This is a genomic window from Sphingomonas changnyeongensis, from assembly GCF_009913435.1.
GTDB classification, from domain to species: domain Bacteria; phylum Pseudomonadota; class Alphaproteobacteria; order Sphingomonadales; family Sphingomonadaceae; genus Sphingomonas_B; species Sphingomonas_B changnyeongensis.
Map to the genome: position 1 here is coordinate 2,105,175 of NZ_CP047895.1, position 17,159 is coordinate 2,122,333.

A 17,159-nucleotide genomic window follows, 5' to 3' on the forward strand; every position below is an offset into this window, starting at 1 on the left:
AGGCTGCTCATGAACAGCCATGGACCAACTGCCTCAACAATGGCTGGATTGGCGGCCATCCATGCTGTGACATCCATTATGCTGCGGCTGGCTGCTCAGAGCAGGATCGCCGCCGCCCCACAGGCAGCAATGGCGGTTGCGATCTTGCGCATGATCGGACTTCCCTTTGCCCAGCAAACGCTACCGGGGGAGGAGCGGGAGCGTCAATATGCGGGCGGGCCAGCGCTCTGCGAGAAGCCGCGACTGGGCAACGCGAAGCCTTGTCGGGTAGCCGGACCAGCCGCCATTATCTCCATCGGGCTGAAGTGACCGCCCTCCCCGGGAAGGAATGCTGTGAAGATCAGTCTCAAGGTTCACCGTGCTGCCAGCCGGGTGCATAAATGGCTGGCGCTGATCATCGGGTTTCAGCTGCTGCTGTGGTTTGCCAGCGGCGCACTGATGGCATGGCTGCCGATCGGCGAGGTGCGCGGCGAGCATCTGGTCGACCGGGCGCGGGCGGAACCCCTGACGGCTGAGCTGGCGAGGATCGATCCCGCCATACTCGCCCGGATCGCTGCCAACGGTGCCGAAGCGATCACGCTGCGCCGCGTCGATGGCCGTCTGGTGGCCGAGGTCGGCAACGGCGACACCGCCCGGCTGTTCGATCTGCTGAGCGGCCAGCCGGTTGGTCCGCTTGATGCGGCGGCGGCGCAGCGGATCGCCAATGCAGCGTGGACTGAGCGGCCGCCGGCGATTGCCGGTATCCGTCCGGTGCGCGCGCGGAGCACCGAATATCGCGCCGCGCTGCCCGCATGGCGGATCGGCTATGCCGATGCTGAAAATACGGCCGTTTATGTCGCCGCGCTGACCGGCCGGATCACCGCCGTCCGCACCGGCACCTGGCGTCTTTACGATTTCTTCTGGGGTCTCCACATCATGGACTGGAAAGACCATGAGGATTTCAACACGCCGTGGCTGTTCGGGTTCGCGCTTGGCGGACTGGTGATCGGTCTGAGCGGCACCCTTCTGCTGCTGGCGCGGTGGCCGATCAGGCGCAGGCGGGCTGGTGTTTAGGGGCCGTTTTCTATCCGCGTCGTGCGCAGATCCAATGGGTTTGCACGCCTGACGTTCGTCACGCGCCTGGCCGGTGCGGTCAGTGACAGGCCAGCGCCAGGCCAGGTGAGCCGCTCCGATAGGCAGTCCGCTCCATGGCCCCGCAATCCATACGAAACCGCCTGCGACTATCGGGGGCCGTGACATTTGCGCCGCAGGGGCGTATCGGCGCGGGCATGTTCGAGGCGCTCCGCACCCGGCGAGTCCCGCGCGGCATTTTTGCCGTGCTCCTCGTGCTTGTGCTGGCCCTGCGCATTCTTGTCCCGACCGGCTTCATGCCGACCAAGACCGCGGACGGCATCGTCGTGACCATCTGCGACGGTCTGGGCGAGAGCCGCAGCATGGTGATCGACCTCGGGCGGTCCGGCGATGCCGGTCATTCCGGGCATGATGAGGCCGCAGGGCATCAGCCCTGCGTGTTCGCCGCAGCGGCGTTGCCGATGCTGGCGGGCACCAGCGAGGCGATGGTGGCGAAGCCGGCGCAACTGCTGCGCGAGTTCGCGTTGCCGCCGCCTGCCGCTGCCATTCCCGCGACACCGGATTATCTGACGCCGCCGCTGCGCGGCCCACCCGCTCTGGCCTGATCGCCGGAGTTGCTTGACCTGACCGGGCCGTTCACAGGCGGCGCGGTCCACCTCTCCGGCATCTGCTGCGCGCGAGCGCACGCCTTTGATCCTGCCGGAGATTTCAATGACCAAGACCTGCCTGCTGGCGTCCGTCGCCGCATTCTGCCTGCCTGCCGCCGCGCACGCCCAGGACACCCCGCCCGAGCGCTGGACGCCCGCCGACATCATCGTCACCGGCGAACGCCAGACCTACCGCGCCGATGAAGCGAGCGTCAGCCGCACGCCGGTGCCGCTGATCGAAACGCCGCAATCGATCCAGGTGCTGACCCGTGCCTTTCTGCGCGATCAGGAACTGAACACGCTTGATGAGGCGCTGCGCAACGTCTCCGGCGTGGTGCCGACGCTGCCGTCCGAAGCGGTGCTCGCCAACCCGATCGTGCGCGGGTTCGAGGCGGAGATCTTTACCGATGGCCTGATCGGCTATGGCGACACGGCGGTGATCGATCCCGCGTCGCTGTGGAATGCCGAGCGGGTGGAGGTTGCCAAGGGGCCCACCTCCACGCTGTTCGGCGGCGGCACGGGCGCGCCGCTGGGCGGGCTCATCAACATCGTGTCCAAGACCGCAAACGACCGTCGTGCGCTCTCTGTCCGCGTCCGCGCCGGCAGCTTTGATGAATATTCGGCGGCCGGCGACGTCAATGTGCCGCTGTCGTCCACGCTCGCGGTCAGGCTGGTCGGCGAAGTGCAGACCAATGGCGATTACATCGACGCGGTTGAGGTGGACCGCACCCTGATCGCGCCGTCGGTCCGGTTCGCGCCTTCGGACGGCACCGAGATCGTCGCGCGGCTGACCCATACGCGCGTCGAACAGCTCGAATATTCCGGGCTTCCCGCCCAGTTCCGCGATGATCCGCGGGTTGTGCGCAACCGTTTTACCGGCGCGGTCGACGCGCCGCGCACCACCATCGACAATCTGACCTATCAGCTTGAACTGAGCCAGCGCCTGGCCGACGGGCTGACGCTCAACGCCCGGCTGCGTCGTTACGAAAGCGCGTTCGACGAGCGCGCGACGACGCCTTTTGTCGGATTCTTCCCGTGCGGCGCGGCATCGCTGCTGAATGAGACCTCTTGTCCGCAGGTCAGCGCGCGGCTGCCCGCCGATGTCGGCGAATGGACCGGGGATGTGTCGCTGACGGGCGAGTTTCGCACCGGCCGGATCGAGCATGTCGTTCTCGCCGGCGTTCAGGCCGACCGCACCGATTACGACGCCGCAATCGGCTTCACCGTCTTCAGCCCGTTTCCGTTCGACTATGCGGGGCCGGCGCGCGTGACGGGCTTTACCGAGCCGGTGCTCAACCAGTTCATCACCAACCGCTACAAGACCAACGCAGCCTATCTGCAGGATCAGCTGACGATCGGGCCAGTGCATCTGCTCGCGTCGATCCGCTTCAGCGAGCTGCGGCTGGAAGAGGTTGCGGGGGGTGCAGGCACCAACCGCAGCTACAATGAATGGGATCCGCGCATCGGCGCATCGCTCGATCTGGCCGAGGGGGTCTCGCTTTTCGCGGGCTATGCAACCGGGTCGCGGCTGACGATCTTCTTCACCGGGGCCGAACCCCCGGTGCCCGAACGTTCCGAAAGCTTCGAGGGCGGGATCAAGTTCGGGCTGTCACGCCTTGGCCTGTCGGGCACGATCGCCGCCTATCGCATCGATCGCAGCAATGTCGCCACGCCCGATCCGAACACATTCGGCAGCTCGGTCCAGGTCGGCCGTCAGCGCAGCGAGGGCATCGAGGCCGATCTGATCTTTGAACCGACGCCCGCATTCTCGCTGCTCGCCAGCTATGCCTATACCGATGCGCGGGTGGCGCGGGACAATGCGATCCCGGCCGGCAGCCGCTTGCCGCGCGTGCCCGAACATAGCGGCCGTCTGGCCGCGCGCTACCGCATCCAGGACGGCGGGCTGAAAGGGCTGGAACTCGGCGCCGGGATCACTGCCAGCTCGGGAGCTGTGATGACGCTGCCAAATGGTGCGAAGACCGATGGCTATGCCGTCGTCGATGCGCTTGCCAGTTACCGGCTGGGGCGCGCCCGGATCGGCCTGCGCATCGATAACCTGCTGAACGAAAGCTATTTCATCCCCTATCAATATCTGGCGCAGGATGTCGTGCGGCCGGGCAATCCCCGCTCGGCCTTTGTGACGCTGGGGTTCGATCTGTGATCGCCCGCGATCCGCGCCCGGCCGGGATGCCGGGCCTCGTCGGCGGGGTCGACCGGCGCGCCGCGCTGATGACGGCGCTGTTCGGTGCCCTGGCCGCCGGCAGCGCACATGCGCAGGACAGACCGGCCGATCAGCCCGCCGGGCACGACATGGCCGCGATGCCGCCCGGCTGGGTGAAGGCCGACCAGATCGCGATGCTCTGTTATCCGGGCATGACGATCCTTGATCTGATCGGCCCGCAATACATGTTCGCCGCGCTGATGGGGGCGAGCGTCCATCTGGTCGGTAAGACCCGCGCGCCGATGACCAGCGATACCGGGGTCACCATCCTGCCCACCGCAACGTTCGACGAGTGCCCGAGGGACCTGACCGTCCTGTTCGTGCCGGGCGGCACGGCGGGCACGCTGGCGGCGATGCAGGATGCGGAAACGCGCGCCTTTGTCGCGGATCGCGGCGGGCGCGCCCAATATGTCACATCGGTCTGCACCGGCGCGCTGGTGCTGGGGGCCGCGGGGCTGCTCAAAGGCTATCGCGCGACGACGCACTGGGCAGCGCTTGAAACGCTTGCCGATTGCGGCGCGACGCCGGTGTCGGAACGGGTGGTGCGTGACCGCAACCGGATCACCGGGGCGGGGGTGACCGCAGGGCTGGATTTCGGACTGAGCATGGTCGCTGAACTGCGCGATCCGGTCTATGCCCAGGGTGTCCAGCTGGGCTGCGAATATGATCCGCAGCCGCCGTTCAATGCCGGGTCGACCAGAACCGCGCCGGCAGATGTGACCGCCATCATGGCGTCGATGTATGCGGGCTTTCCCGGGCAGGTGCGTGCGGCGCTGAAGGCCGCGGGAGTGGCGCGGTGAGGGGGGCCGGAAGTGGCTTCATCGCCTGGCTGCGCCAGACGCGCCATTCCGCCTGGCTGCTGATCGCGCTCAGTCTCGTCTACCGTGCCGGCGAAGCGGCAATCGGCGATGCGGCGCATGTCTCCGATCATGCCCCGGTGGCAGCGGAGGTGCGGCAATGACGGTCCGGGCATCGCCGGGAGGCGTGTCATGGGCTGAAATCGGCCCCTGGGGATCGGCGCGGCGCACCGATACCGAGATCCGCATGATCGCCCCGCGCTCCGCCATGCCGGTGCAGGGCAGATACATGCTGATCGCGGCGAGCATTGCAGCCGCGATCATGTCCGCGCGCTTCGTGATGATCGGGGCGTGGCCGGTGATGATCTTCGCCGTGCTCGACATCGGCGCGCTGGTCGTCGCGCTCCATGTCTTTGCCCGACGTCCGGTGCCCGAGGAGCGGCTGGCACTGGTCGATGGCAGGATCGAGCTGACCCGTATCGATCATCAGGGTCGCCGGGCGCGGCTGGCGCTGCCTGCCTTCTGGACCCGGCTGGAAACATCGGGCCGCACCGAATTGGACTGCGACCTGTGGCTGGTCTTTCGCGGGCGGCGTCATCCGGTGGCGCAATGCGTCGCGGCGGCAGAGCGGCGCGCGCTGATCCCGCGGATCGAAGCGCTGCTTGCGCGCGGACGCCACCAGTGAGCGGCGCCGCGGACCATCACCTCAACCTGTCCAGACGGAGCCCTGCCATGCGCCTGCCAGCCTGTTTCCTGCCCGTTCTTGCGATCGCGGCCATCATCCTCTCCGCGCCCGGCTTCGCTGCGGTTTCAGCCGGGGCAGGGGGCGAGCAGGCGCCGTTCGCGCTCGCGCCGCTGCCCTATGCGGCCGATGCGCTGGAACCGGCGATCGATGCGCAGACGATGACCCTTCATCACGACAGGCACCATCAGGCCTATGTCGACAATCTGAACAAGGCGGTGGCGGGCGATCCCGCACTGTCGCGGCTGACGCTGGACCAGCTGGTCGCGCGTGCGGGCACTCTGCCCGCGGCGGTGCGCAACAATGCCGGCGGGCATTGGAACCACAGCTTCTTCTGGGCAACCATGGCCCTCCGGCGCAGACCGGCACCCCATCGCCGGACCTCGCCGCCGCGATCGAGGCCCAGTTCGGGTCGATGGACCGGTTCAAGGCGGCATTCAGGGCCGCAGGCACCGCCCGGTTCGGATCGGGCTGGGTCTGGCTGATCGTGGGCAGCGATGGCCGGCTGGCGATCAGTTCGACCGCCAATCAGGACAATCCGCAGATGGACGTCGCCGAGGTGAAGGGGGTGCCGATCCTGGGCAACGACCTTTGGGAGCACGCCTATTACCTCAAATACCAGAACCGCCGCGCCGACTATCTCGATGGTTGGTGGCAGGTCGTGAACTGGAACGTGGTTTCGGAGCGTTTCGCAGCCGCAAAGCGCTGAGGTTTCCGGTGGTGAGATCCTGCACCACCGATCTGGAGTGATCATGAAGATTTACAGCGTGCTGCTGCTTTCGACCTGCCTTTCGGCGCCGGCCTTTGCCGAGGCGGCGGGGCGTCGGCTGGGCATCGCCGGATGATGCCGGCCGCAGGATTGACGACGATGACCAGAAAGCAGGATTTCAGGAGACAAGTGATGCATTTTGCCCGTGCAGGCGTGTTCTGGCTGGCAGCGGCGTGCACCGTCGCGCCGGCCATGGCTGCGGCGACCCAGCCGGTCGAGATCCGTTTCGACGCGCGAATTGGCGGCGAGCCTGCCCGGTGCGGCCGGACCTATGCCGGCATCGGCACAGCTAAGGCGGGGCTGAGCTTCCAGGACATCCGCCTCTATGTGTCGGCGGTGCGCCTGATCGACGCCCGCGGGCGCGAGGTGGCTGTGACGCTGATCCCTGACGACCAGTGGCAGAATGATCAGGTGACCCTGCTCGATTTCGAGGATCGGACCGGCAACTGCAACGGCAATGCGGCAATGAACGTCGCGGTGCGCGGCACGGTGCCGGCGGGGCAGTATCGCGGGCTGGTGTTCGAGATCGGCGTCCCGCGCGCGATCAATCATCAGGATCCGACGCTTGCCGACGCGCCGCTCAACGTGACGGGCATGACCTGGCCGTGGCGGATCGGCTATAAATTCACCGGCATCGACATGGAAACGAGCGGCGGTGCCGCCGGTCCGACGGCGGTCAGCGGCTTTTCCATCCATCTGGGGAGCACCGCCTGCGGCGACGGTCCGCCGATGGCCGCGCCAAAGCTGGCCTGCGCCAACCCCAATCGGCCGACCTATCGCCTGGCGGGCTTCGACCCGGCAAAATCGGTGGTGGTGCTCGACATTGCAGAGCTGCTCGCGGGCACCGACATCACCGTCAACGCCCCCAAATCGGCATCGGGCTGCATGTCCTTCCCCGGCGATGGCGACTGCGCGGCGATCTTCGACCGGCTGGGCCTCGCATGGGAGGGCAAAGCGTCGGCCGGGCAGCGCTGGGTGCGGGCGGATTGACGATGCGGCGCGCGTCCACCCTGGCGCTGATGCTCTCGGCGCTGATCCTGGCGTTCAGCATGGCCCGGGCGCAGCAGCGTCTTGCTGGCCTGCTGCCGATCGATGCGCTTGTCGCAAGCAGCCATGATTTCGGTCTGCCGGGCTGGGCGCCAAGGCCGCTCGAACCCGTCGGCAACCGGACGACGGCCGCCAAGATCGAGCTTGGCCGGCATCTGTTTTACGATACCCGGCTGTCGGGCGACGGATCGATGTCCTGCGCCAGCTGTCATCGGCAGGCGCGCGCCTTCACCGACGGGCGGCCGACCTCTGCCGGCGTGACGGGTCAGATGACGCCGCGCAATGCCATGTCACTCGCCAATGTCGCCTATTTTCCGGTGCTGACCTGGGGCAACCCGCTGATGAAGCATCTGGAGCAGCAGGCGCTGGTGCCGCTGATCGGGCAGGAGCCGGTCGAGCTGGGCCTTGCCGGCCGTGAGAGCGAGCTGGTCGACCGGCTGCGTGCCGAGCCGGTCTATGCCCGGCTGTTTCCCCAAGCATTTCCCGAAGCCGGGGGCGAGATTTCGCTGGCGACCGTGGTGCGCGCGCTGGCCGCATTCCAGCGGTCACTGATCTCGCTGCGATCGCCTTATGACCGGTATCGCTATGAAGGCGATGCCGATGCCCTGTCGGAAAGCGCGATCAGGGGCGAGGCGCTGTTCTTCTCCGAACGGCTTGAATGCCATCATTGCCACAATGGCATCAACTTTGCCGACACCGTCCTGCATGAACGCAACAAGGCCGGCGAGGTCGCGTTTCACAATACGGGACTGTACAATATCGACGGCAAGGGCGGCTATCCCGCGCCCAATATCGGCATTGCCGAGATCACCGGCCGGCCCACCGACATGGGACGGTTCCGCGCGCCATCGCTGCGCAATGTCGCGGTAACCGCCCCCTATATGCACGACGGCTCGATCCCCACGCTCGACCAGGTGATCGATCATTATGCGGCGGGGGGCGTAGCATCGCGTCGGGGCCGCATGCCGGCATCGGCAGCGCCAATCCGCTCAAAAGCTCGTTCGTGCCCGGCTTCACGCTGACCAGCGAGGAGCGGGCTGACCTGATTGCCTTCCTTCAGTCGCTGACCGACGAACAGTTTCTCCGCGATCCCCGTTTTTCCGATCCATGGCCCAACAAGGAGGCCCGCAAATGAAGCTTCGCCCCGCCATCGCTCTTGCGCTCGCGCTGCTCGTTGCGCCGACAGCCGCGGTCGTGGCGCACACGGCGCTCAAGAGCTCGAGTCCCGCCAGCGGCAGCGTGCTGACCGAGGCGCCGCCGGCGCTGACGCTGACATTCCTGCAGCCGACCCGGCTGACCTCGCTGATGCTGGTGAACACCGCCGGCGAACAGCGGCTGGGCTTCAAGCCCGGCGGCAGCGCGCTGTCCTTTACCACCGCTAAGCCCGGCCTGGTGCGCGGACGCAACGAGATACGCTGGCGCGCGCTGTCGCAGGACGGCCATGTTGTTGAGGGCAGCATCATCCTGGTGCTGCGCGCGCCACGGCCCTGATGCTCGATATCATCGCGGCCATCATCAAGGGGCTGGGCTATCTCGCCGCGCTTGGCGGTGCCGGGATCGTTCTTGCCCGGGCGACGCTGTTTCCGATCGGGCAGCTGCCCGGCATCGGGTCCGTGCCGGCAGTCCGCGCGGCGGGCGCGCTTGCCATGCTGTGCGCCGTCGTGACGGGCGGGCTGTTCATCGCGCGGCTGGGCGGTCCTTCCGATCCGGCAGCGATCGATGCGGTGCTCTGGTCGCCGCTCGGGGCCGCGCTGGCGCTGCAGCTGGGCGGCGGGATCGTGCTTGCGCTGATGCCGGGCGGGCGGCTTGCGGTGATCGGCGGCATCGGGCTGCTGCTGAGCTTCGGGCTCGTCGGTCATGCGGCAACACGCGGGCTGTCCACTTCGGCAAGCGTTTTCGCTCATGTGTCTGCCGCAGCCTGGTGGCTCGGCGGCCTGGCAGTGCTGTTCGCGGGTGCCCGCGCGCACCCGGCGCCGGGTTATACAGCGCTTGTCGACCGCTTCAGCCGTCAGGCGATGTGGATCGTTGGAGTGCTGGTTCTGGCGGCGGTGACCACAGCCGCGCTGCTGCTCGAATGGACGTTCGATCCGGCCCGGATCTATGACGCGGGGCTCGCGGCAAAAGCCGGGCTGACTGCGGTTCTGCTTGGCCTCGCGTGTCTGAACCGGTTCGTGCTGCTGCCCCGGCTCGGCAAGGCCGAATGGCCCCGGCGCTGGCTGGTGCGGGCAATCATGGTCGAGATCGCGATCTTTCTGGGGATTTTTGCGACCACTGCCTGGCTCACCAGCTTTCAATCGCCTCATGCCGGCGCGCATCAGGGCGCGCATGAGGGCAGGGCAGCACCGCGCGGGACGGGACCGATCCGCATCACCGATGCATGGGCGCCGGCCTCGATATCGGGGCTGGGAACCGGTGCGGGCTATCTGACCATCAGCAACGCCCAGAACGCGCCAGACCGGCTTGTCGGCGTCGCCAGTCCCTGGGCGGAATCTGTGACCCTGCATCGCTCCCAGACAGTAGGTGCCATGACCCGGATGCGCGCTGTCGCCGCGCTAGACCTGCCCGCAGGCGGACAGTTTGTTCTCGCTCCCGGCGGCTACCATCTGATGTTCACCGGCCTCTACGCACCATTTGTTGCCGGAGACACCGTGCCCGTCATCCTGACATTTGAGCGGGCAGGGCGGATCGAGGCGATCCTGACGATCAGGCCCTTCGGCGCTGCCGCCGCCGGCCATCGCCACTGAGACGCAGCGCCGGGCGCAGCTTGGCGCGCGGCACGGGCTTCAGGCTTCTGACCAGGTCGGCCGAGAGCGGCTGGCTGACCATCCCCCTGCCTCTGGCATAGGAGAACACCGCCCGGATCCGCTGGAGGAGGCGGCGCGCGGTCTCGATCGCGCCGCGTTTCTCGACCTTGGCGAGCACGGCGAGAACGACTTGCTCGTCCACCCGCGCCATCGGCAGCTTGCTGATATGCGGAAACACGTCGCGCTCCAGGCTCGTGATCACGTCACGGGCGTGCACGGGCTTCCAGCGATCAAGCTGGGTCGCATACCAGTCACGCGCGACCGCCTCGAACGTCTGCTCGTGCCCGGTCGCCGCCACCAGCTTCGCGACCTTCGCCTCGACCCCCGGATCGATATGCTCGCGCAGCTGCTTCTTGGCCGCTTCCCTGCGCAACCGGGCTTCGGCCAGACTGAGCTGGGGGTAGGTGCCAAGCACCAGCGCCCTCTCCTTGCCGGCAAAGCGATATTTGAGTCGCCATGATTTGTGGCCGCTGGGGGTCACGAATAGATACAGCCCGCCGCTGTCGGCAAGCTTGTACGCCTTGTCGCGCGGCTTGGCTTTCCGGATTTCGAGGTCGGTCAGCATACCCCTTCGAGAGCGTGGATTTGGGCACACGGGGCCGGAAGGCGCTGGACAGCAACTTCGCAGAAAAGCGGAGTTTTCTTGATGTTTAGATAACGCCGTGGACGTTGATGGACGGGAGTGTGGCGGACAGGGTGGGATTCCAACCCACGGTGGGCTTGCACCCACGGCGGTTTTCAAGTTTGCCGCGGCACCTGTTTGCAGGTGTTTAAACAGGTGTCCATAAGCATATGAAACGGCGGAAATCCGCGGGTTAGAACTCGCTGGCGCGTTTACGTGGGTTGTCGTAGGTTCCCCTGGGACGCTTACGAGCTGCTTACGGAGAACGGCATGGCGACCAAGTTGACCAAGGGGTAAGTGGACCGGGTGAAGCCGGGCACCAAGGACGAGTTTCACTGGGACTCCGAGCCGCGGGGTTTCGGCCTGAGGGTCACCCCCACCGGTAAGATGACCTTCATCATACAGCGCAGGGTCGAGGGCACCGGCAAGGAGGCCCGCATCACCATCGGCGCCTTCGGCGTGTTCACCGTCGAGCAGGCCAGGGACGCCGCCCGCGAGCACCTGCGCAACATGCGCATGGGCCTGGACCCGCGCGAGTTGAAGAAGCAGACCGCGGCGTTGCAGGTGACGCTTGCCGACGTGTGCACCGCCTACGTCGGCCGCCCGGGCAAGTTGAAGGCGACCAGCCGGCAGGCCATCGAGCGGCACGTGACCACGACCTTCGAGGCGTGGAAGGACAAGCAAATCGCCAGCATCACCGAGGAGATGTGTAAGGCCCGGTACCGCGAGATGCTGACGAAGGGCCTCCGCGGCAAGAAGGGCGCCCCTGGGCAGGCCAACCAGGCGTTCGCCGTGCTGGGCGCACTCATCAACTACGCGGGCCGACAGCACAGGCGTGCGGACGGCTCGCCGCTAATCGCCCACAACCCGGTCGCGGCCCTTAAGGACGACAAGGTGCGGCTCAAGCCCCGCACGACGCGCGTGCTCGACCCGAAGGTCGGCGCGGTCTGGCTGGCGCTGCGGGAGTGGCGCGCCGTCGCCCACAACCGCGACACGGCGTCCAGCATCGACCTAGTGCGCTTCCTGCTCCTGACCGGCCTGCGCATCAGCGAGGCGTCGGCCCTCAAGTGGGAGCAGGTGCACGAGGACGACGGGTGCTTCCACCTGCCCAACCCGAAGAACAGCAATCCGGTGTCGATGCCGCTGTCGCAGCAGGCGCTGGCTCTGCTTGCCGAACGGCCGCGCGTCGACGGCAACCCCTACGTGTTCCCGTCATGGGGCAAAGCTGGCCACATCAAGGACCCGCGCGACCTCATGCGAAAGCTGAGCGGGGTCGCAGGCAACCCGATCAACCCTCACGACCTCCGGCGCACGTACACGAACATCGCGCTGCGGCAGTGCCGCATCGAGAAGTTCCGCACCGACCTACTTACTAACCACATCACCCGCGACGTGACCGCCGAACACTACTTCGACACGAGCAACCTCCAGTGGCTACAGCCAGAGGCGCAGCAGATAGCCGACTTCCTCGATTAGCAGGCGGCTGCCGCGGCCGCCAAGAACGTGGTGCACATCGGGGCCGCCCAGGCGGCGTAGGCTCGCGCTGGGCGCCGACTAGGGCGGGCGGCTGCGGCAGGACCCTGGCGCCGCCGCCCCCGCACCAGCGGGCGCCCGTGGGCGAACTGGGCCACGTCTTCCGCGCGGTGCAGTCAGGCGCTATCCCTGGCGCATGGGGAGCATAGAAAAAGGCTGGGCGAGGCTGACGAAGTCGTCGGCAATCGTGATTACTTGGCTCGGCCTTGGGGTCACTAGCCTGCTGACGACCTTGTCGTTGATCGGCGCGCCGTCGGACGTGAAGGCTGCGCCCGGTCAGCTTGCAGACATCGTGTCTTGGCTGGCTCGCACGCCGTGGTGGGTTCCCGCGCTCGCGTATGCGGTTTTCGCCGTCGCGCTGCTCGTGCTGGTGTTCTCCAGCTACCTCAAGGCAGAGGCGCGCCACAGGGAGGCGATGCAGGCCCTTAAAGAAGCGCGCACCTTCTTCGCCGAGAACACCGCCTCGTTCACCGTGACGGCGACGATGGCCCGCCTGGCAGAGATACAGCAGCGGCAGCACAAGGTCGCTGGGCTCCTCGGGAATGTCGGCACGTTGGAGTACCAAGCTTACGAGGTCTTGGTTTACCGCCGGAACGCCAAGACGCTTGGAGGCGTGTCCAGGGACACCGTCGCCCAGTATGCAGCGTCGTTCCCCGAGATGACGGCGCGGACCTTGGAAGAGCTCGCGCCGGGCTCGGACGCGCCCCGGGTCGCGTTAATGGACGGTGTTGACGTGACCGCCCCAGTCGCACGGGAGGACGAGGTGCCAGAGGAGGACCGCGCGCTGTTCAGGCGTGTCGTCCACACGGCCGAGGCCGCGCGCGCGGCCTACTCGGTGGCAAGCGAAGCCCTGCGGCAGGCCGCCGTCGAGGTGTCACGCCAACTGCACGAGGCCGAGGGAAGGCTGCCGCTGCCGCCCCAATAGGCGCTGCCACCTCCCGCATTTTGCCCTTGCGTGAGCTAAAGCTGGTCCCGTAAACACCTTGTTGCCTGGCGTTGCCAGGTGTCCGGCACCGCCGGGCCGCCCGCCAGCCGCACTTGGGCATATACCACGCGGCGCTTCAAGGCGGGGAGCAACCTCCCATGAACACCACTGTGAAGCCGCTCGACACCAATGCGGTGGCGGCGATGATCGGCATCGCGCCGATGACCCTGCGCATATGGCGCGTGCACGGCAAAGGACCGAAGTTCGTCAAGCTGGGCGACAGCAAGCGTTCCGGCGTGATGTACTACGAGGCCGACGTCTTGGCCTGGCTGGACGAGCGCAAGTTTGCCTCCACCAGCGCCTACAGCCCGGCCGCGGCCGTCTCCAACAAACCAAGTAACCTGCGGTCGCAGCACGTAAGCGCCTGAGGCGCGGCGTGTTTCTGCGCGCGCCCGGCGCCGCAAGAGCAGACCGTAAGACCAGTCGCGAAAACGGCGGGACGCGCCAACATCCCGCCGCATCGGAGCACAACAAGCAATGACACCTGTAACGAACGGCGGCGTAGGTCCGCAACCCGATTACACTCCGCCCAAGACCGCAGATGGCAAGATCGACTACGACCGCATCGCCGCCGAGAGCAAGCGCGACCCGAGCCTCGGCTTCTATCGCGATCAAGACGAGAAGCGCGCCGACGAGGAACGCAGGGCGGTCATGATCGAGAACCTTCGGGCTGCGGAGGAGGCGGGGCTTGAGAAGGACGTTTGAAGCGCGGGCTCGGCACACCCCTACCGCCGCCCGTCGCAGACCCCAGCAGCATAAGATTGGAGTTCGCTATGGCACGAGACACGGCGACCGCGCGTCTGTCTTACCTTTTGGACCCCTACCTGCCGAGCCGTTGTGTGGTCGGCTTCTACGGCCGCGGCGGCTCTGCCAAGTCGTCGTCCTTAGCCTCAGCCGCCGCGGAGATTAGCCACAGCATGGACGCCTCCACCCTTTGGGTCAGCGTCGAAGAGCTAACCGACTGGATCAAGGTGCGGCACATCAAGATCGGTGGGATGGAGGGCACGTTAGCCGTCGTGGCCGCGGTCGCCAGTAAGAAGGACACCCAGGGTCGCGTCGTTGCGTCCAGCTTCAACGTGTACGAGCATCTGGAGCCGGCGATTGCTGGCGCGAAGGCGCAGTTCGAAGGGATCTACGACCCGCCCAGGCCCCTGCGGCTGGTGGTGCTTGACACCGCGGTGGGACTGACCACGTGGGCAAAGGGCGAGAGCCCGAACGACGATGCCAGCGTCAAGCGGCTGCTCGCCTACCTCCAGGCGTTGGCGGAGCGGCACGACGTCACGATCGCGATCATCGGACATTCGAACAAGGGCAAGCACGACCACTTCGCGGACACGGTCGCCGGCGCCAGCGCGTGGACCAACTCGCCCCGCCTGTCCTTCGTCCATGCCAGGGACCGCCGCGAAGAATTCGCCTGCGTGATGCAGGTTGCCAAATCCAACCTCACTCAACGCTTCGCAGCCAGCTACACCACCGAGCCGGTGCACACGCTGCACGAGCGCGCGGAAGGCGCCGACTCCGTGCTGTGCAGGGTGAACTTCGGCGAGATCGTTTGGGGAGAAGAAGACGCGACCGAGCTATACGAGGCGGCGACCCGCCGACAGAACGAGGACGAGGAAGGCGAAGGCGGCGGTGGTGGCCACAAGCCCAGCGTCGTGTCGCAGGTGGTGACCACGGTCACCCAGATGGTCCACACCTCCGCTGAGCCCGTGACCCGCGATGCGGTTCATGCCAGGGCCGGCCGCGAGTTCAGCAGGCGTGAGTGGACGAAGGTGGACGACATGCTTGCGATGGCGTCTTTCACCTACAAGGTGGCGATCAACAGGGGCACACAGAACCGGGTGTTGTACGAGCGGATGCCATAGCTCGTTGTTACCGCCTGCTCCCTACGACCACGGCTGGTAACAACAGGCACATCGGTAACAACGGGCCGAGCGATGTACCCGTTGTTACTGTTGTTACTCGACCGGGGGTCTAGGGAGCCCCGGTAACAACGAGGCTAATCAATTCTCTGCGGCGGCCTCTGCCGATGGTAACTCGGCCCGCATCAGCAGCCATGCGATGCGGTTCTCGTGGCCACACTTGAGGCACCGAACAATCCTCATTTCCCCGGGCTTCATCTTATGCAGCTCTCGTTGGGGCGCCATAGTGATTGCTCCGCACGCGGCGCACGGTATCTCGGCCGCGTCGAGTTCGAAGGTGTGGCTACCATCCTCCTCCACCTGCACCTTGAAGCTGCGGCTGCACTGTGGGTTGAAGCAGGAGATGACCTGCCCGATCTCCAGCAGTTCCGCCCGGCGCTTGTTCCTTTGGCCACACGGGCACTCGAAAGAGACCTCCTCGCCGAGCCCCGAGAAATCCATGGTGCCCTTCGCCAGCCGCTCCAGCTCTACGATGGTCTCCTCTACCTTCTCGCGCACCTGAGCCTTATCGCCGTAGTCCGGGATGTGGTCATCTCGGTTCTCCGGTAGGCGCACGTGCAGCGCCAGCTTGGCAAGTGCGTTCCACAACTTGGATATGCGGGACGGGTTGAAGCCGATCTGGGTGCCAAGTTCCATGAAGTCGTCGTCCTCCGGCTTCACGCCTGGGTTGCGACCAATGCTGAGCGTCATCGTCTGGCCGACATGCTGGTCAACCTCCGCCATAAGCTTGTTGATCACGTAATTCGGGTTCCAGCCGCGTAGGTCGGCATGGGATATGTAGTCGTGCCGCTGGCGCAGGCGGTCGTAGCACACCTTCTCCAGCGCAAGGCGCGCCTCCAGAGCGGCGTAGGTGGTGCCCTGGTCCGTGTCTTGGTCGAGCAGCGCGCGTATGCGTTCGATTATTGGCGGCAGGTAGATCATGCGCCGATCCTGCCAAGGCGCGGCTCGCGTGTCACTGGCCAGCCCGTGCGTGCCGTAGGTGCCAGCGCGCCCGCCCGCTGGCCGGTTGCCCGGCCCGGCGCAGAGTCGGCGCGCCGCGCCCGCCAAAGTAGCCGCTCCTGTGGCCAAAGGTTAGGCTAACTTGCGGTCGTGTAATCGCGAACAGATGCAAGTGCTTGTTTTCTTTTGAAACAGCCCTTGTGGACCTAGCCCGAAGAGTCGCAGCGTAAGCACACCGCAAGCAACTTCGAGCATTGGAGCCCGCCGTGGCCGACAAAGTAGACACCCGCGTCACCCCCGCACTGGACCCCGAGACGTACCGCGCGGTCGAAGGGTAGGTACAACGACACCAACCGAGGCTTCGTTGACGACGTCATCAGCGTCTTCGACGACGCCCACCAGACCCTGATCAAGCTGCACGCCGCCAGGGAGGCGGCCGATGCCAACATGGCCTGGACGCCCGAGAACCGCATCCTCATCGTGGGCAAGGAGGTCGAGAAGCACAAGCACCGCCTCGCCCAGCGGCTGGACCGAGCCTGTCGCGACTTGGACGCCCGCATTGCCCACACCGAGGGCGAGTTGATGAAGCCGCTTGAGGCGCGCGCCCTCGGCTCGCTCAACGCCGAAATCCGCAACCATGCGCGGTCGCTCGAACGCCCGGAGCGGTCGAAGCTCATCCGCCAGGCGATGGAGGCGGACGACGACACGACGCTGGCCAGCATCCTGGGCAGCCCGCCTTACCTCAGCCGCCTCTCGAACGAGGACCGCGACCACTACCTCCACCAGTACCACGCCAAGAAGAACCCGCACCTCGTGGCCCGGCTGGCGCTGATGAAGAAGGTGCGGGACACTATGGACAGCACCGGCGGCAACGGCTCGGCCTTCCACCTGGCGTTCCAGAACGTGGTCAAGGCCAAGCCGCAGATGGTCCGCGCGATAAACGACGCCAACGAGCGCGCCCTGGCGGCGCTGCGCATCGAACCCACCGTTTGATCTAAACATATCGAGGTTGACGTGAGCCAACTCATCCCACCGCCCTGGGGCGAGGGCTGGGCACCCC

Annotated in this window: 20 protein-coding genes and 1 pseudogene; 19 read left to right on the top strand and 2 right to left on the bottom strand. The window is 66.4% G+C overall.

Annotation, left to right across the window (positions count from 1 at the left end; genetic code table 11):
* Window positions 1-333 precede the first annotated feature (333 nt).
* The 13 genes and pseudogenes from GVO57_RS10370 to GVO57_RS10420 all read left to right on the top strand — a co-directional run bounded on the left by GVO57_RS10370 (window position 334) and on the right by GVO57_RS10420 (window position 10,038).
* Window positions 334-1,053 (top strand): PepSY domain-containing protein, encoded by a 720-nt coding sequence (locus tag GVO57_RS10370; RefSeq protein ID WP_233281336.1) that lies wholly within the window; start codon window positions 334-336, stop codon window positions 1,051-1,053.
* 215 nt (window positions 1,054-1,268) lie between these two features.
* Window positions 1,269-1,676: a DUF2946 family protein gene (locus GVO57_RS10375; protein WP_233281337.1), complete on the top strand. Its 408-nt coding sequence runs from the start codon at window positions 1,269-1,271 to the stop codon at window positions 1,674-1,676.
* 106 nt (window positions 1,677-1,782) lie between these two features.
* Window positions 1,783-3,879 (top strand): TonB-dependent siderophore receptor, encoded by a 2,097-nt coding sequence (locus GVO57_RS10380; RefSeq protein WP_160593079.1) that lies wholly within the window; start codon window positions 1,783-1,785, stop codon window positions 3,877-3,879.
* Entirely contained in the window at window positions 3,876-4,739 is an 864-nt protein-coding gene (locus GVO57_RS10385; RefSeq protein WP_201752629.1) for a DJ-1/PfpI family protein, read from the top strand. The genes GVO57_RS10380 and GVO57_RS10385 overlap by 4 nt, the downstream gene beginning before the upstream one ends.
* Window positions 4,736-4,900, top strand: coding sequence for a hypothetical protein (locus GVO57_RS10390; RefSeq protein ID WP_160593080.1), 165 nt, complete (start codon window positions 4,736-4,738; stop codon window positions 4,898-4,900). Before GVO57_RS10385 ends, GVO57_RS10390 begins: the two co-directional genes overlap by 4 nt.
* 23 nt (window positions 4,901-4,923) lie before the next feature.
* The gene (locus GVO57_RS10395) at window positions 4,924-5,421 is read left to right on the top strand and encodes a DUF2244 domain-containing protein (protein ID WP_160593081.1); all 498 of its coding nucleotides are present in this window, start codon (window positions 4,924-4,926) and stop codon (window positions 5,419-5,421) included.
* A 47-nt stretch (window positions 5,422-5,468) separates the two neighbouring features.
* Window positions 5,469-5,768 (top strand): annotated as a pseudogene (locus GVO57_RS15725) (hypothetical protein); the annotation flags it as partial.
* A 26-nt stretch (window positions 5,769-5,794) separates the two neighbouring features.
* Window positions 5,795-6,187, top strand: coding sequence for a superoxide dismutase (locus GVO57_RS15730; RefSeq protein WP_456115021.1), 393 nt, complete (start codon window positions 5,795-5,797; stop codon window positions 6,185-6,187).
* 192 nt (window positions 6,188-6,379) lie between these two features.
* Complete coding sequence (locus GVO57_RS10405) at window positions 6,380-7,237, top strand: MbnP family copper-binding protein (protein WP_160593082.1); 858 nt, start codon at window positions 6,380-6,382, stop codon at window positions 7,235-7,237.
* Window positions 7,238-7,239: 2 nt separating this feature from the next.
* Entirely contained in the window at window positions 7,240-8,316 is a 1,077-nt protein-coding gene (locus GVO57_RS10410; protein ID WP_201752630.1) for a methanobactin export MATE transporter MbnM, read from the top strand.
* The gene (locus tag GVO57_RS15055; RefSeq protein ID WP_233281338.1) at window positions 8,298-8,429 is read left to right on the top strand and encodes a cytochrome c; all 132 of its coding nucleotides are present in this window, start codon (window positions 8,298-8,300) and stop codon (window positions 8,427-8,429) included. Before GVO57_RS10410 ends, GVO57_RS15055 begins: the two co-directional genes overlap by 19 nt.
* Entirely contained in the window at window positions 8,426-8,785 is a 360-nt protein-coding gene (locus GVO57_RS10415; protein ID WP_160593083.1) for a copper resistance CopC family protein, read from the top strand. Before GVO57_RS15055 ends, GVO57_RS10415 begins: the two co-directional genes overlap by 4 nt.
* Window positions 8,785-10,038, top strand: a complete 1,254-nt coding sequence (locus GVO57_RS10420) for a copper chaperone PCu(A)C (RefSeq protein ID WP_160593084.1) — start codon at window positions 8,785-8,787, stop codon at window positions 10,036-10,038. The genes GVO57_RS10415 and GVO57_RS10420 overlap by 1 nt, the downstream gene beginning before the upstream one ends.
* Here GVO57_RS10420 and GVO57_RS10425 read toward each other — a convergent pair.
* Window positions 9,998-10,663 (bottom strand): tyrosine-type recombinase/integrase, encoded by a 666-nt coding sequence (locus GVO57_RS10425; protein WP_160593085.1) that lies wholly within the window; start codon window positions 10,661-10,663, stop codon window positions 9,998-10,000. The genes GVO57_RS10420 and GVO57_RS10425 overlap by 41 nt on opposite strands.
* Window positions 10,664-11,026: 363 nt before the next feature.
* Here GVO57_RS10425 and GVO57_RS10430 point away from each other — a divergent pair, with 363 nt between their 5' ends.
* From GVO57_RS10430 to GVO57_RS10450, 5 genes are all read left to right on the top strand, one after another.
* On the top strand, window positions 11,027-12,196 hold the full coding sequence (locus GVO57_RS10430; RefSeq protein ID WP_201752631.1) for a tyrosine-type recombinase/integrase: 1,170 nt from the start codon (window positions 11,027-11,029) through the stop codon (window positions 12,194-12,196).
* A 193-nt stretch (window positions 12,197-12,389) separates the two neighbouring features.
* Window positions 12,390-13,178: a hypothetical protein gene (locus tag GVO57_RS10435; RefSeq protein WP_160593086.1), complete on the top strand. Its 789-nt coding sequence runs from the start codon at window positions 12,390-12,392 to the stop codon at window positions 13,176-13,178.
* A 158-nt stretch (window positions 13,179-13,336) separates the two neighbouring features.
* A complete protein-coding gene (locus tag GVO57_RS10440; RefSeq protein WP_160593087.1) occupies window positions 13,337-13,606 on the top strand; it encodes a helix-turn-helix transcriptional regulator in 270 nt (89 codons plus the stop codon).
* A 109-nt stretch (window positions 13,607-13,715) separates the two neighbouring features.
* Entirely contained in the window at window positions 13,716-13,943 is a 228-nt protein-coding gene (locus tag GVO57_RS10445; protein ID WP_160593088.1) for a hypothetical protein, read from the top strand.
* A gap of 68 nt (window positions 13,944-14,011) precedes the next feature.
* A complete protein-coding gene (locus tag GVO57_RS10450; protein WP_160593089.1) occupies window positions 14,012-15,103 on the top strand; it encodes an AAA family ATPase in 1,092 nt (363 codons plus the stop codon).
* A 138-nt stretch (window positions 15,104-15,241) separates the two neighbouring features.
* Here GVO57_RS10450 and GVO57_RS10455 read toward each other — a convergent pair whose 3' ends face one another.
* Window positions 15,242-16,081 (bottom strand): hypothetical protein, encoded by an 840-nt coding sequence (locus GVO57_RS10455; protein WP_160593090.1) that lies wholly within the window; start codon window positions 16,079-16,081, stop codon window positions 15,242-15,244.
* 465 nt (window positions 16,082-16,546) lie between these two features.
* On the opposite strand from GVO57_RS10455, the gene GVO57_RS10460 reads away from it, so the two are divergent.
* Entirely contained in the window at window positions 16,547-17,092 is a 546-nt protein-coding gene (locus GVO57_RS10460; RefSeq protein ID WP_160593091.1) for a hypothetical protein, read from the top strand.
* The last annotated feature ends 67 nt before the right edge of the window (window positions 17,093-17,159 follow it).

What these genes read in the sequence shown, in the direction of transcription:
- GVO57_RS10375 (WP_233281337.1), top strand. Translation starts at nt 1,269, where the DNA reads ATGTTCGAGGCGCTCCGCACCCGGCGAGTCCCGCGCGGCATTTTTGCC.
- GVO57_RS10380 (WP_160593079.1), top strand. Translation starts at nt 1,783, where the DNA reads ATGACCAAGACCTGCCTGCTGGCGTCCGTCGCCGCATTCTGCCTGCCT.
- GVO57_RS10405 (WP_160593082.1), top strand. Translation starts at nt 6,380, where the DNA reads ATGCATTTTGCCCGTGCAGGCGTGTTCTGGCTGGCAGCGGCGTGCACC.
- GVO57_RS10410 (WP_201752630.1), top strand. Translation starts at nt 7,240, where the DNA reads ATGCGGCGCGCGTCCACCCTGGCGCTGATGCTCTCGGCGCTGATCCTG.
- GVO57_RS10415 (WP_160593083.1), top strand. Translation starts at nt 8,426, where the DNA reads ATGAAGCTTCGCCCCGCCATCGCTCTTGCGCTCGCGCTGCTCGTTGCG.
- GVO57_RS10420 (WP_160593084.1), top strand. Translation starts at nt 8,785, where the DNA reads ATGCTCGATATCATCGCGGCCATCATCAAGGGGCTGGGCTATCTCGCC.
- GVO57_RS10425 (WP_160593085.1), bottom strand. Translation starts at nt 10,663, where the DNA reads ATGCTGACCGACCTCGAAATCCGGAAAGCCAAGCCGCGCGACAAGGCG.
- GVO57_RS10435 (WP_160593086.1), top strand. Translation starts at nt 12,390, where the DNA reads ATGGGGAGCATAGAAAAAGGCTGGGCGAGGCTGACGAAGTCGTCGGCA.
- GVO57_RS10440 (WP_160593087.1), top strand. Translation starts at nt 13,337, where the DNA reads ATGAACACCACTGTGAAGCCGCTCGACACCAATGCGGTGGCGGCGATG.
- GVO57_RS10445 (WP_160593088.1), top strand. Translation starts at nt 13,716, where the DNA reads ATGACACCTGTAACGAACGGCGGCGTAGGTCCGCAACCCGATTACACT.
- GVO57_RS10450 (WP_160593089.1), top strand. Translation starts at nt 14,012, where the DNA reads ATGGCACGAGACACGGCGACCGCGCGTCTGTCTTACCTTTTGGACCCC.
- GVO57_RS10455 (WP_160593090.1), bottom strand. Translation starts at nt 16,081, where the DNA reads ATGATCTACCTGCCGCCAATAATCGAACGCATACGCGCGCTGCTCGAC.
- GVO57_RS10460 (WP_160593091.1), top strand. Translation starts at nt 16,547, where the DNA reads ATGGCCTGGACGCCCGAGAACCGCATCCTCATCGTGGGCAAGGAGGTC.